12 protein-coding genes are annotated in these 13,717 nt (G+C 44.2%); 6 read left to right on the plus strand and 6 right to left on the minus strand.

The annotated features are described in order from the left end of the window. Positions 1-19: 19 nt before the first annotated feature. Positions 20-2,587, plus strand: a complete 2,568-nt coding sequence (locus KSX81_RS19525; protein ID WP_004300664.1) for a zinc-dependent metalloprotease — start codon at positions 20-22, stop codon at positions 2,585-2,587. A 268-nt stretch (positions 2,588-2,855) separates the two neighbouring features. Next, positions 2,856-3,086 carry an AAA family ATPase gene (locus tag KSX81_RS19530; RefSeq protein ID WP_004321419.1) on the plus strand — a complete coding sequence of 77 codons (231 nt, stop codon included), beginning with the start codon at positions 2,856-2,858 and terminating at the stop codon, positions 3,084-3,086. Here KSX81_RS19530 and KSX81_RS19535 read toward each other — a convergent pair. From KSX81_RS19535 to KSX81_RS19555, 5 genes are all read right to left on the minus strand, one after another. Next, positions 3,055-3,504, minus strand: a complete 450-nt coding sequence (locus tag KSX81_RS19535) for an N-acetylmuramoyl-L-alanine amidase (RefSeq protein ID WP_004300662.1) — start codon at positions 3,502-3,504, stop codon at positions 3,055-3,057. The two genes, KSX81_RS19530 and KSX81_RS19535, sit on opposite strands and share 32 nt — an antisense overlap. 27 nt (positions 3,505-3,531) lie before the next feature. Next, positions 3,532-3,825, minus strand: coding sequence for a hypothetical protein (locus KSX81_RS19540; RefSeq protein ID WP_004300661.1), 294 nt, complete (start codon positions 3,823-3,825; stop codon positions 3,532-3,534). Between the two features lie 121 nt (positions 3,826-3,946). Beyond that, positions 3,947-4,453: an HU family DNA-binding protein gene (locus tag KSX81_RS19545; protein ID WP_004300660.1), complete on the minus strand. Its 507-nt coding sequence runs from the start codon at positions 4,451-4,453 to the stop codon at positions 3,947-3,949. A gap of 188 nt (positions 4,454-4,641) precedes the next feature. Continuing rightward, positions 4,642-6,021, minus strand: a complete 1,380-nt coding sequence (gene dnaB / locus KSX81_RS19550) for a replicative DNA helicase (RefSeq protein ID WP_004300659.1) — start codon at positions 6,019-6,021, stop codon at positions 4,642-4,644. 47 nt (positions 6,022-6,068) lie between these two features. Next, positions 6,069-6,692, minus strand: a complete 624-nt coding sequence (locus KSX81_RS19555) for a hypothetical protein (RefSeq protein ID WP_004300658.1) — start codon at positions 6,690-6,692, stop codon at positions 6,069-6,071. A gap of 133 nt (positions 6,693-6,825) precedes the next feature. Here KSX81_RS19555 and KSX81_RS19560 point away from each other — a divergent pair, with 133 nt between their 5' ends. Beyond that, a complete protein-coding gene (locus tag KSX81_RS19560; protein WP_224440856.1) occupies positions 6,826-6,981 on the plus strand; it encodes a hypothetical protein in 156 nt (51 codons plus the stop codon). 237 nt (positions 6,982-7,218) lie between these two features. Here KSX81_RS19560 and KSX81_RS19565 read toward each other — a convergent pair whose 3' ends face one another. Then, positions 7,219-7,488: a DUF4248 domain-containing protein gene (locus KSX81_RS19565; protein WP_004300655.1), complete on the minus strand. Its 270-nt coding sequence runs from the start codon at positions 7,486-7,488 to the stop codon at positions 7,219-7,221. Between the two features lie 202 nt (positions 7,489-7,690). Between KSX81_RS19565 and KSX81_RS19570 the strand changes: the two genes are divergently transcribed. From KSX81_RS19570 to KSX81_RS19580, 3 genes are all read left to right on the plus strand, one after another. Continuing rightward, positions 7,691-8,635: a tyrosine-type recombinase/integrase gene (locus KSX81_RS19570; protein ID WP_217725831.1), complete on the plus strand. Its 945-nt coding sequence runs from the start codon at positions 7,691-7,693 to the stop codon at positions 8,633-8,635. A gap of 372 nt (positions 8,636-9,007) precedes the next feature. Further along, the gene (locus KSX81_RS19575; protein WP_217725832.1) at positions 9,008-12,025 is read left to right on the plus strand and encodes a hypothetical protein; all 3,018 of its coding nucleotides are present in this window, start codon (positions 9,008-9,010) and stop codon (positions 12,023-12,025) included. A gap of 470 nt (positions 12,026-12,495) precedes the next feature. Continuing rightward, positions 12,496-13,434 (plus strand): tyrosine-type recombinase/integrase, encoded by a 939-nt coding sequence (locus KSX81_RS19580; RefSeq protein ID WP_004300650.1) that lies wholly within the window; start codon positions 12,496-12,498, stop codon positions 13,432-13,434. Positions 13,435-13,717 lie beyond the last annotated feature (283 nt).

Genomic DNA, 13,717 nt, shown 5'->3' on the forward strand with positions numbered 1-13,717 from the left:
AAATATTAAAAAAGAAAAAATGAAGAAATTAGTTTCAATTCTGATGATTCTGGCAATGATCGTTCCATTGGCCGGAGCGCAATCGACGGACATCTTCAAGAAAAAGAAGAAAAAGAAAAGCAAGACGGAAGCAGTGGATAAGGCAAAAGCTGACTCCATCGCCAAGAGCAAGAAAGATGCGCTGCAACCTTATGCAAAAGTAATCACCGGCAAAGCCAAAACAATGGACGGCTTTTTCAAGGTACACTACGTAGAGGGTAAATATTTCTTTGAAATAGCCGACTCTCTTTTCGGGCGTGATGTACTGATTGTCAACCGGGTGGTAAAAGCACCGGTAGACGCGCAGAAACGTAAAGTCGGCTATCCGGGCGATTACATCAGCGACGAAGTCATCCGTTTCGAGAAAGGACGTGGCGACAAACTGTTCGTGCGTGAGATTTCCTATCTGGAACATTCGGCCGATACGCTGGGGTTGTATCAGGCAGTGTTGAACTCCAATGTTCAGCCCATTGTGGCCACGTTCCCTCTGAAGACCATCCGTAAGGAAGGAGAAACTACCAACTATGTAATCGACATGACCGACTATATCCGTAAGGATAACGAAATGTTTTCATTCACCAGCCGTGTGAAAGATAACATCGGAGCAAGCAGCATGGTAGACGACGCAAGTTACATCGACACGCTGAAAGCCTTCCCGCAGAATATCGAAATACGTACTGTCCGCACCTTCCAACGGAAGAAAGGAGGAGGTAGCGGACTGGAAAAACTGCTGGCAGCTTTCTTTGCCACTTCTACCACTCCGTTGACTTACGAACTGAACAGTTCCCTGTTGCTGCTCCCCAAAGAACCGATGAAACCGAGACTGCATGACGACCGGGTAGGTTACTTTGCCGTGAGCTACAAGGACTTTGATGAGAACCCACAGGGCGTGAAGTACAAAGCAAATATCACCCGTTGGCGTCTCGAACCCAAAGAGGAAGACCGCGAGAAATACCTTCGTGGCGAATTGGTGGAACCGAAGAAACCGATTATCATCTACATCGACCCCGCCACTCCCAAAAAATGGGTGCCTTACCTCATTCAAGGTGTGAACGACTGGCAAGCAGCTTTCGAAAAAGCGGGATTCAAAAACGCGATCTTCGGCAAAGAAGCGCCGACGGACGATCCTTCTTGGAGCCTGGAAGACGCCCGCCATTCGGCTATCGTGTACAAACCTTCCGATATACCCAACGCAAGCGGACCTCACGTGCACGACCCTCGCAGCGGTGAAATCCTTGAAACGCATATCAACTGGTATCACAACGTGATGAGCCTGCTCTACAACTGGTACATCGTGCAGGCGGGAGCCATTGATCCGGGAGCACGCAAACCGATGTTCGACGATGAACTGATGGGCGAACTGATACGCTTTGTCTCCTCCCACGAGGTGGGACACACGTTAGGACTGCGTCATAACTTCGGCTCTTCCAATACCGTCCCGGTAGAGAAACTAAGAGACAAAATATGGGTGGAAGCTAACGGGCACACGCCGTCTATCATGGACTATGCCCGTTTCAACTATGTGGCGCAGCCGGAAGACAACATCTCACGTTCGGGAATATTCCCCCGTATCGGTATCTACGACAAATGGGCGATTGAGTGGGGCTACCGCTGGATGCCCGAATATGAAACGGCGGAAGCCGAAATACCTCACCTGAATAAGTGGATCATCGGGAAGTTGCGCGAAGACAAACGTTACACGTTCGGAACGGAACTCGACAGAAACGATCCCCGCAACCAGAGTGAGGATTTGGGAGACGATGCCATGTTGGCAAGTTCGTATGGCATCAAAAACCTGAAACGCGTGATGCCTGAAATCATGAACTGGACTTATGAACCGAATGAAGGTTATATGAAGGCCGTCCGCTTGTATCAGAATGTGGTGGGACAATTCAGCTTGTACGTGGGGCATGTGACTACCAATGTTGCCGGTATCTACCACAATCCGATTTCTGTGGAACAGACAGACATGAAAGCGGTAGAATACGTACCGAAAGATATTCAGAAGAAAGCGGTCGACTTCTTGAACAAAGAACTGTTCACCACACCGACTTGGCTGATGGATGATAAACTGACCGAAAGAACAGGTATCAATACTTTCAATTCGATCTACCGTGTACAGAGCAGTACATTGAAACAACTGCTTAGTAGCCGCACGCTCGACAAAATGACGGATAACGAACTGGTCAACGGAGCGAAAGCATACACGGCCAACGATTTGTTCCGTGATTTGAAGAAGAGTATCTGGAGCGATCTGCAAGGAGGAAAGAAACCGGATGCTTCCCAGCGTAGCTTGCAGAAGACTTATGTCAATGCGTTGATCGGAATGCTTGATAAACCGAAGAACAGTTCCGGCTCGCTCGGAAGTCTGGGTGGTTATTCGCTTGTGGCTTTCGATTTCCCTTCCGAGGCACCGACCATTGCACGCGGACAGTTGACTGATCTTAAAAGAGACCTGACTAATGCGGCAAATGCTTCCAGCGGAATATACAGAAGTCATTATCTGAACTTGAAAGCACTGATTGAAGCTGCATTCGACGTGAAATAATAGACGAACTTATTAGACGATTAGACGATTTACGATGTACGATTGGAGTCGGTACATAGTAAATCGTCTAATTTGTAAATCAGCTGATTGTAACTATATAAATTCTGTTTTGACCCATTTTTGTAACAGTATTAGTGTGGCTTGCCCCATCTTTAAAACAAAATCACTGGCATCTTGCCCCATCTTTGGAACAAAATCAATGATGTTTTGCCCCATCTTTGGAAACTTTTTATAAATTTGTTGCTGAAAATCAATAAGTTTATTGCTTATGTTTAAAAGAGATATATTATTTCATTTGGAAAGATGGAAAGTCGATACGCACAGGAAGCCTTTGATATTGCGTGGAGCAAGGCAAGTCGGTAAGACAACGGTAGTTAATGAATTTGGAAAACAGTTTGACAATTACCTGTATTTGAATTTGGAGAAACGGGAGGCGGCATCTTTATTTGAGTTGAATGTATCTTCTTTCAGACTTTTCCCCAGTCCGTTTCAGCATTAAAACAGGGACAGGCCTTGATCCATTCTTCCGGTTCTATCTCGCCGTTTCCGTTCAGGTCGGGACTTAGATCCCGGTGTCCACATATCCGGCAATTCGGGTAATCTTTCAATAAAGCGAGAATCAATACCCGGAGCGAATGTTTCTGCCATTCGGTACGGGTATCTTTCGGTTGTCCTTTGCAGTCGAGTCCACCCTCATAGCAAATCCCTATACTTTCCTTGTTGAAACCGCGGCTGTGTGCACCGATCCGTTCTATCGGACGGGTAGATTTTATGTCCCCGTTCTTGCGGATATAGAAATGATACCCCGCTCCGTTGAATCCCCGTCTGCGATGACAGACGTCCAGGTCATATTCTGTGAAACTCTTATCTTCGCGCGTAGCGGAGCAATGGATTACTATCAGATTTATAGTTCTCATGGATGGATTAAATAGACTGAATCACTATCATGCCTCTGTCACACTACGTTGTGGACACTCTTTATTGATACATTGCAAGGCAGCAGCCTGTGCCAGTTGACCTCTTAGCGAGAAGATTTCTGTATGCATCTCTTTCACTCTCGAGCTAAGGTCGAAATAATCCTTCAACACTTTTTCCAACTGCTGCATCAGAAATGTATATTGGTCTTTCACCAGTTCACTGAACTCTTTTACTTCTTGCGCCATTGCTTTGCGCTTCTTGCGATTACTACCCAGAAAGGGCAGGATCGTCATAATGATCTCTATGATTTTATCGAGCATTTTAATAAATTGAGAATTGAAAATTGAGAATTAAAAAATAAACGTAGAAGAAAACAGAAACCACATGGAGAGCAATTGTAGAAATCACTCTGTAATACCCATGCGGCACTGTTTTTAATGATTAGGCTGCCGGGTCCGGAGCTTCTCCGCTTCCGCCGCTACCGCTGTTTCCACCACCGTTGCCGCCATCCGCGTCTTCTCCGTCACCCTTTCCGGCCAGGATGAAATCGACATTATTCTCGCCTCGGGTAGTGGCATGACTCGTATTCACCAACTGAAGTGCCTTGTCTGCCACAAAACGAACATTTACTCTGCGGATATTGCGCACCGTGCAATCCTTCTCCTTTTCCGCCCCTTCGCTGCTCAACGTGATATGGAACGTGCCCAATCCGTCAATCTTCACCTTGTCGCCCTGGGTAAGCGACAGGCGCAACTGCTCAACAAAAGCCTCGATGGAATGCTTCACATCTCCTGCTGTAAGCGATGAGTTCGCTTCGATGGCATCGGCCAGCTTGTTGATGTCCATCACTCTCACTGTGCCCGATTTCTGGCGTACATAATACAACATCTGTGAATCCGGCTGATTCACATACTTTCTGCGCTGATAGCGCTCCACTAATACATTCATACAATTAAAAAAGTTAAGGTTTAAGTAATAATATTTTCTGTCCTTGTTGACATTACAAATATACGAAATTTGAAAGGGAAAGTCAAGTATTTTGCTATTTATTTTATATCAATAATGAACTAAAAAAGAAATTCCATACAGCTATATATTGTAATATAAAATTGTATGGAATCGGGATGAATCTGTATCTATTTAGCATGTTTCAGCATGTATTCCAGCGGTGGGACGTATTCGGTGATTTTTGTCATTGCCGAATTATGCCTGAAGTATACGTTTCCCGTCTCTCCGTTGCGTTGTTTGGCTATGATTGCTATGCCTAGTTCTTCGGTAGGGTAACCGCTTTCGCGGTCGGTTGTTATTCGTGCGAGGGCGGGGCGGTAGAGTAATATCACGACGTCCGCATCCTGCTCGATTGCGCCACTTTCGCGGAGATGTGCCAGTTCGGGGCGGCCTGCGGGGCGGTTTTCCGATTCGCGGTTTAGCTGGCTAAGCAGTACCACCGGTACGTTTAGCTCTTTGGCTAGCAACTTCGCTTTGCGGGTGGCTTGCGCCACTTCCTGTTCGCGGTTGCGGTTGTTTTGGCCGGTTGTCATGTCGCAGAGTTGCAGGTAGTCTATAATGATCGCGTCGCACGCATGTTGGCTTTGCAGCAGTCGCGCGCTGGATCGTACGTGTTCCATGTTGACCGAGGTGCTGTCGTCTACGTGTATCGGCAGGCGTTTGAGGTCGGCGGCTGCTGTGCGTGCCTCTGCAAGCTCTTGCGGGCTGACGGTTCCTGACCGCCAATGGCGGGCACTGACTTCGCTGGCTGCTGTCAGCCATCGGTCGGCCAGTCTTTCTCCTTGCATTTCGAGGCTGTAGACGGCTACGGCATGTCCTGCCATGGCTGCGTTTCGTGCCAGGTGTAGTGCGAATGCCGTTTTTCCTACGCCGGGACGGGCGGCAATTACCACTAGTTCGCCGTTTTGGAGTCCGGACGTCATGCGGTCCAGGTCTGCCAGTCCGGTAGGGATGCCGGTTACTCCGTTTATGTTGTTGGCAATACGTCCTTCGGCTTCGGTCATGGTGGCGGTCATCAGTTCATCCATGTCCCGCATGTGGTTGTTGTGGCCGAATTCGCCTTCCAGACGGTCGAGCAGGTTGTGCGCGTCCATCAGCGAGTCGTCGATGTCCATCGTTTCGTCTAGCGAGCAGGCGAGTAGTTTGTTGAATCCCAAGATCATTTCGCGTCGTAGATATTTCTCGTGTACGATCTGCGCGTGATATTCGAGGTGGGCGGAAGTCGCCACTTTGCTGCTCAACTGGGTGATGCCGAACGCTCCGCCCGCCTCTTCGAGCTTTCCGCGGTGGGAAAGCTCTTCTTTTACGGTGAGGATGTCTATCTTCATTCCGGCGTGGTACATAGCCAGTATGGCGGCGTAGATCAGTTGGTGGCGCAGGACATAGAACATTTCGGGGCGCAGCTTGTCGGCTATCAGTGGTATAGCTCTCTGCTCTATCAGGCAGGCGCCGATGATGGCTTCTTCTATTTCGGGAGCCTGTGGTGAAACTCTGTTTTCGGTATTCATAATCAGTGTTTGTTTAATCAGTCTTCGTTTAATTGGGATTCGTTTTATCAGTATTCGTTTAGGAAAGCTTTGTTGGATAAATAGCTGGCAGCGTGGAGCAGGTAGTTGATGTTTGTTTGGTGGAAATAATAATCTTCTACCTTGTCGATGGCGAGTTGCTGTTCCTTGTCGCTTAATTTTTTCCATTCGCGTTGCGCTTTGGCGATGTTTTCTTTGGGAAGCTGCGTGATGCTGTGAAACTCATTCCAAAACAGGCGGAACTTCTCGTTGACGGCTTTCTTTTTCTGCTTGCCGCTGTCGGGGGCTCCTACCCATTTGTCGTATTCGACGACACGGATATGCAGGGACGGGTTGTTGGGATGGGGGACGATTTCGATGATCCCCAGGATGGCAAGGGCGTGTATGAACCGGAAGGTTTTTCCGACAGACCAGCGGAAAATGCGGCTCCAGTCGCGGTAGCTGAACATGCTTTCGCCTCTTTTGCACAGGTAGTCTTTGTGCTGCCGGTCGCTGTATAACGTGTCCGAATAGTTGACTTTCATCAGGATTTTCAGGAGCGCTTCTATTTCTCCGGCTTCTATGTTCGGGTCTTCTATCTGTTGTTGTAGCAGGGCTTTGGGGATAATGAGAAAACCATGTTCCATCATGGCTTGAAAGTTGAAATTGTTCATTGGGTTATCGTTTTAAATTTCTGTAAAGGTACGCCGTTCCTGTGCGATGCGCAAGGGGGGTGGTTCCGTGCGGACGGGTGTGGATGAATAAAGGGTGCCGCGATGCGCAAATCGCTGTTTTTTTTCTTCTTTCATGAAGCCGGGGAAGGAGTGGGGATGGAACGGATGCTCTGTTGGTGGTTGGCGGAGCTTCTGTTGGTGGTTGGCGGAGCTTTTGTTGGTGGTTGGTGGAGCTTCTGTTGGTGACTGGTGGAGCTTCTGTTGGAGAAAAAACAAAGCCTTCGTTTAGGGGGATTCGAAGGTCTTGTTTGTAGTGAAAAAACGGTCATTTTTGCCGAACGCTTTGTGGAACGCTTTTTTCTTTCTGTAAATAGCTATATGATTGGTAGTTATCTTTGTTTTGAAAAAAAGTGGTGAACGCAAAGTGGAATACATAATAAACAATAAAAGATAAATGATATATTTAAAAATATATAGATCGATTTTCCTTTTATTTCTTGTCCGTGTTTTCGTTTTCTGTTACGCGCTAAACGTTTGTCGGCAAGTCAATGTGGGGAGGTCCCCAGTGTCGGTAGATGATTAGCTGCATTTCAGGACTGACATCGATTGTTTGGCTGGTGTAATATGCAGCAACCAGTTGTTCGTTCAATGTCTTGTTTGCTTTAATGCGTTTGCGCATTTTTTTGCTGGCGGAAGAAGCGTTTGCCAGATCGGGAAAATACTCCTTCGCCAATTCGGAGAAATACTTGAATCCATTAATGCTGTAGCGTTCGGCAGCTGGTTCATTGTTGTTCATAATTTTTTTATACTTTAAATGGTTAAAATAATATGTTGTTTGAAAAATTGTGCAAATGTATGAAATTTACTTTGATGATTAATGTAAATGTTTTGGTTTTTATTTTTTAGATTTTATGTATGTAAATTTTTGAAGATATATTTTTGTATTTTACTAAAGTAAAATGTGGGAAAAGTAAATATTAATTATTAATTTATTTTTAATGAAAAAGGAAAGTTTTACTTTGTTTATGAAACAAGTGGCTGTTGATTTGCAGCAGAGTGGAAATTTAGGGACTGCTCATGTATACAGAAGTACGTTGAATGCGATTCTTACTTTTCAGGGTTCCGATCGTTTGTCGTTTTGGGAAATCACTCCGGAGTGGCTGAAGCATTTTGAGGGTAGTCTTCGTGCACGTGGGTGTAGTTGGAATACGGTGTCTACGTATCTTCGCACGTTGCGTGCGGTTTACAATCGCGCTGTCGATCTTCGGAAGGCATCATACGTGCCGCATCTTTTTCGATCCGTATATACAGGTACGCGGGCAGACCGCCGCCGGGCACTGGATATGGAGGATATGAAGAAGGTGTTTGCCCGTCTGTTGCAGTCGGACGCTATCACTCCTGCCATGAAGGGTGCGCAGGAGTTGTTCATTCTTATGTTCCTGCTTCGGGGATTGCCTTTTGTCGACCTGGCTTATTTGCGCAAGAGTGATTTGCGGGGAAATGTGATTAGTTATCGTCGTCGTAAAACGGGGCGTCCGTTGTCTGTGACGTTGACGACGGAAGCGATGTTTCTTTTGCAAAAGTATATGAATCGGGAGGAACAGTCGCCTTATTTGTTCCCGATTCTTCACAGTGACGAAGGTTCGCCAAAGGCGTATAGGGAATATCAACTGGCATTGCGCAATTTTAATTATCAGTTGGAATTATTAGGAAAGGCATTGGGACTCAAAGACCGGTTGAGCTCGTACACCGCCCGCCATACCTGGGCTACGACTGCGTATTATTGCGAAATTCATCCGGGTATTATCTCCGAAGCGATGGGACATTCGTCTATCACTGTGACGGAAACTTATTTGAAGCCTTTCCGAAATAAGAAAATTGATGAAGCAAATATACAAGTACTTGATTTTGTAAAACGATCTGTGGTAGGTCTAAGTGCTTGATTTTTATCCTGTTACTTCGTAGGTAACGGGTTGAAATATCGGTGCAAATATGAGCATATTTCTTAAAACAACCAAACGAAATCATACATTTTTTCTAATAAACTACTCAAAACAGGAATTAACCAAATAAAACAAGCGGATTCTTTGTATTAGGGCTTTGTTAACTTCTAAATTTTGCAAAAGGTCTCCCGCCCCTCTGCCGCTTCTAAGAAGCAGGGGTAAAAAATGTAATCGCATATTGTTTCATTTTTCCGTATTGACTACTCCCGAAGAGCAGGCACAAAGGTTTCTCCGTTACCTACGAAGTAACGGGCGGCTATTATTGAAACTTAGTGTTTAATAATATATTATTAATGTAATTTTTAAGTAGTTATGAAGAAAAAATTTGTTAGGGTAATGCTTTTTGGGGCATTGACGCTTACAGTCAGTACAGTGGTGACAAGCTGTAAGGACTATGATGATGATATTAAAGGCTTGCAGGAGCAGGTTGATAAGATCACATCGACCAGTCCGGTAAGTACAGAAGACATGAAGAGCGCAGTTGAAAAGGCAAAACAAGATTTGCAGACACAACTGAACGACTTGAGTGCACTTGTGAAAAATCCGGATGGTGAAGAAACTTTGAAACAAAAAATCGCTGCATTGGAAAAAGCTTTGGCAGATGCTACAGGCGATAAAGCTAAAGATTTGGCAGCAAGATTGACAGACCTTCAAAATCAACTGACCTCTTTGCAAAAGATTCTCAAAGGTGAGGATGGAGTCAGTGGCTTGGAAAAGAAGATTACAGAACTTGAAGATGCCAAAACCGTATTATCTGAACTGATTGCAGCAGAACAGGCATACATCACATCCGGCAAAAAAAATGTAAGTGCTTACGAAAGTACCAGCTTCGGTGCTTATGTAAATCAAGCTATCATCGATGCTCTTAAGCATGATGGAACCGATCAGGATAAGTGGGGAGAGATTGCTAAGTATGTAACAGGAGCTGTTCAAAGCGGAATCACAACAGAACTCGGTAACATCAATGCTGTACTTACTGAAAAATATGGAGTGTCTACAACGCTGGCTACTTTTGTAGGAAATGTGTACGATAAACTTTTCAGTGATGATGCTAAAGCACAGCAGGCACAATTAAATGAATTGCTGACTGCCATCAATGCTTATGTAGCAAAAACAGAAGGCGCAGATTATGAAAACTATGCAGCTCTTATCAAACAGATTGTTGACGCACAGAAAGCTGTTGCTGCTCTCAATATGCCGGAAGGGACTGCCACATTGGATGAAGGTGTAAAAGCGCTGATTGCTGATGAGAAATCAGCTGTCAATCAAGCGATCAAAGATTTGACCGATCATCTTCAGAAAGAAATCGACGCTATCAAAGGCATGATTCAGAGTATCGTGTATGTGCCGACTTATGCAGACGGACAGGTTCAGTTCAATACATACTATGTGGACTTTGCTACGGGTGGTGGTCACGACTGGAAATCGGTAGTCAATGTCAACGAAGTGGCAGTGAGATTCCGTGTATCTCCGGCTGATGTAATAAAAGATTTGGTTGCTTGTTATGGTGAGAATGGTGAAGTAAGTGAGAATGCGAAATATGTTATTTCTGTAGATTGCCAGAAAGTGAAGACGCGTTCTCTAAACGATCCGTTCAAGATAAAAGGAATCAAAGTGGTAGATGCTGAACCTAACTTGATTGAAGTAACATTGGATGCTAGCGCAGTGAAAAATAGTTATGCTGTGGCTCTGACTGTAACAGACAAAGTTGCTGCCGATAAGAAGACTTTGAATGATGTCTCCTCCAACTATTTTGCCGCTGTGAAGAGTAATCTGTATATCAGTAAGGTGGAATGGGCATCTGCAAATGCAGGAGTAGCAACAGTGAAGAAAGGTGCTAGTATTGACTATAAGGAAAATGATGGAGATGCCAAGGTATCTGATTATAACGTAACTGTGAATACAGCAATAAAAGCTAATGGAGATGTAGACGGTACTCCTGATACAAAGACATTGAGCGAACTCGGTATCTCTGATAAGTATTTCAGTGTAGCATTTTCAACGACAGCAAATGTTGCTGCTAACTTTGATTTGAATGCAGAGACTGGTGTATTGAAAGCTAAAGGAGATGCAGGAAGCCAAGCTACTGTACAATCTACCGTAACAGTGACAGATCCTGCAACAGCCGGAGATGAACATCCTACGACAAAAGTTTATGCTGCCAAGTCATATACGGAAGTTAAAATTGTCAGCGAAGGACAGGCACAAACGGCTACACTGGCTTCAACAGATCCTATTTTGTGGAATGCTGCAGAAAAGAAGTATGACATCGCTACTACCAATGACGCTGCTGCTGTTATAACTGCAATAAAAACTGCATTGGGAGATGCTAGTATGAGTGATTTCTCCGGTTGCACCTTTGAAGGTGTTCCACAAGATCAGACTATTAAGTTAGGTTTGAACGGCAGCAATCAACTAGCCTTGGTCGTTCCTGCAAATACAACTTGTGAGGCTACTGATATTACTACGAAGATTACGAATGGTGATTACACTGTTGATGTAACAGTGAAGGGCGTAACCGTAACTCTTCCTAAAGAAACTGATGCGGCATTTAAACTGGAAGCTATTACTCAAACGGACGGAACTTTGCTAACTAACTTTGCTAAAGATCCTAGCAGCAAGATAACAGCAGTAACAGCATCCAGAAGCTTGAAAGAACTTTATTCTAATTATGATGCCGTGTATGGCAAATTAGTTACGGATATGGGCGGTACTATGAAGTTTGCTCTTGCTGCTAATACTCAAAAAGCTGCTCCGGCGAGTCGTGGTGTAACTGTTAATGAAAATGACGGTACTGTAACAGTGACTAACCAATACGATGGCGAACCAATCAATGTTACGCTGCAGGGAAAATGTGGTGAGAACGTAATATTCACCGAAACTATTCCGGTAATCATTCCTGCCGCTAACTTGAACGGAACATTTAGCTATAAAGATGCAGAAAAGACTGAATTTGACTATGATGTGACAGATGAGAGTACAAGAAAAGCCGGTTTTGATTTGACAACAGCATTTATCTGGAAAGATAAAAATAGCAAAGAAGTATGGCCTACTTTTGCTGCTGACACCTATGCAAGTGCTGCTATGACTATCTACGGTTTCTCTATCGAGTATTCTCTTTCAGGAAATGATGCGTCTTCTTTTGTGAAGCCTACTATTTCTGATAATAAACTCAAATTGACTGATGCAATGGCTAAATTGAGTATGAACAATGCTAACTTGGTAGTTACCGTGAAAGCTACTCCTACTTCTCCTTGGGGTAGCATGGTTGGTCAGGCTAAGACTATTACAGTCAAAGTTTCAACTTGGGTAGACGATACTACTAATTAATTAGATGATGATATATCTCCTGTGACGTATGGGGTCTTCCTGTCGGGAGCAGGAGATATTTATCTCCATAAAGATAAAACCCTTCTTCACCTATGTGTGAAAAAGATATTTTTACCCCAGAACAAAGCGAAGGACACAGCTTGTGAAAGTCCATCCTTCTATCTTTGTTCTTCTATTTAGAAAAGGGATGCCACCCTAATTTCCCACTGGCATCCCTTTTATCTTTATTCTTGGAGCGTCTTTTTTGTTGTACTAGAATCAATTGCTAGTCACCCATTTCCCTATAGGTAAAGGAGACGTCCCCAAGATATAGAAAGCTCGAGCTTGCGAAAGTCCGGGCTTTTGTTATAAATCGACTTTGATAGCTTTCTCTATAAAACATCTTTGTTTTCAGTTTTGTTCGTATGATGAGTTTTTAGATGAAAGAATACTTGTATCTTTATTGTCGAATAAATTAATAAATTGAGAAAATGTTGAAAGTAGTAACATTTATGAAGCAAGTAGCCACGGGGCTACAGGTGGAGGGAAACTTCGGTACTGCGCACGTTTATCGTAGCAGTCTGAATGCCATCATTGCTTATTGTGGGAAAGCGGACTTCACCTTTGAAGAAGTGAGTCCGGAGTGGTTAAAAGGATTTGAAATACATCTTCGTAGTCGTGGTTGTAGTTGGAACACCGTTTCCACTTATTTGCGTACGTTTCGTGCAGTTTACAATCGTGCCGTCGATCTTCGTAAGGCACCTTATGTTCCTCACTTGTTCCGTTCTGTTTATACCGGTACTCGCGCCGATCATAAACGTGCGTTGGGCGATGAAGATATGAAAAAGGTGTTTGTTAAATTGTCCCGTACATCGGGTGTTTCATTGGCTGTATATCAGGCACAAGAGTTGTTTATTTTGATGTTCTTGTTACGTGGTATGCCATTTGTCGATCTTGCTTATTTGCGTAAGAGCGATTTGCGTGATAACGTAATAACGTATCGCAGACGTAAGACAGGTCGTCCTCTATCTGTGACGTTGACTGCGGAAGCGATGATCCTGGTAAAGAAGTACATCAATCGTGATCCTACTTCCCCTTATTTATTTCCGTTGTTGAAAAGCCGTGAAGGAACTAAAGAGGCGTATCGCGAATATCAGTTGGCATTGCGCAGCTTTAACCAACAGTTGATGTTGTTAGGTGAATTATTGGGATTATCCGATAAATTGAGTTCGTACACCGCCCGCCATACCTGGGCTACGACGGCTTATTATTGTGAAATTCATCCGGGCATTATCTCCGAAGCGATGGGACATTCATCTATCACTGTGACCGAGACTTACCTGAAACCTTTCCGGAGTAAGAAAATTGATGAAGCAAATAAACAAGTTCTTGACTTTGTGAAACGCTCTGTGATAGGTGTAAATACTTGAAAATTACTCTGTTACTTTCTAGGTAACGGGAATGAATATCGGTGCAAATATGAGCATATTTCTTAAAACAACCAAACGAAATCATACATTTTTTCCAATAAACCACTCAAAACAGGAATTATATAAATAAAACACGCGGATTCTTTGTATTAGGACTTTGTTAACTTCTAAATTTTTGCAAAAAATCTCCTTCCCTCTACTGCCTTTCAGAAGCAGGGGTAAAAAAGTTTCATTGCATATTGTATTATTTTTCAGTATTAACTACTCCCGAAGAGCAGGCACA

It is taken from the genome of Bacteroides sp. MSK.18.37, assembly GCF_019129155.2.
Classification (GTDB): Bacteria; Bacteroidota; Bacteroidia; order Bacteroidales; family Bacteroidaceae; genus Bacteroides; species Bacteroides ovatus.

Bases quoted from the DNA above. Each gene is read 5' to 3' on its own strand.
- KSX81_RS19580 (WP_004300650.1), top strand. From the start codon at position 12,496: ATGTTGAAAGTAGTAACATTTATGAAGCAAGTAGCCACGGGGCTACAG.
- KSX81_RS19555 (WP_004300658.1), bottom strand. From the start codon at position 6,692: ATGAACAATTTCAACTTTCAAGCCATGATGGAACATGGTTTTCTCATT.
- KSX81_RS19545 (WP_004300660.1), bottom strand. From the start codon at position 4,453: ATGAATGTATTAGTGGAGCGCTATCAGCGCAGAAAGTATGTGAATCAG.
- KSX81_RS19535 (WP_004300662.1), bottom strand. From the start codon at position 3,504: ATGAGAACTATAAATCTGATAGTAATCCATTGCTCCGCTACGCGCGAA.
- KSX81_RS19570 (WP_217725831.1), top strand. From the start codon at position 7,691: ATGAAAAAGGAAAGTTTTACTTTGTTTATGAAACAAGTGGCTGTTGAT.
- KSX81_RS19525 (WP_004300664.1), top strand. From the start codon at position 20: ATGAAGAAATTAGTTTCAATTCTGATGATTCTGGCAATGATCGTTCCA.
- KSX81_RS19560 (WP_224440856.1), top strand. From the start codon at position 6,826: ATGAAGCCGGGGAAGGAGTGGGGATGGAACGGATGCTCTGTTGGTGGT.
- KSX81_RS19540 (WP_004300661.1), bottom strand. From the start codon at position 3,825: ATGCTCGATAAAATCATAGAGATCATTATGACGATCCTGCCCTTTCTG.
- KSX81_RS19575 (WP_217725832.1), top strand. From the start codon at position 9,008: ATGAAGAAAAAATTTGTTAGGGTAATGCTTTTTGGGGCATTGACGCTT.
- KSX81_RS19530 (WP_004321419.1), top strand. From the start codon at position 2,856: ATGTTTAAAAGAGATATATTATTTCATTTGGAAAGATGGAAAGTCGAT.
- KSX81_RS19565 (WP_004300655.1), bottom strand. From the start codon at position 7,488: ATGAACAACAATGAACCAGCTGCCGAACGCTACAGCATTAATGGATTC.
- dnaB (WP_004300659.1), bottom strand. From the start codon at position 6,021: ATGAATACCGAAAACAGAGTTTCACCACAGGCTCCCGAAATAGAAGAA.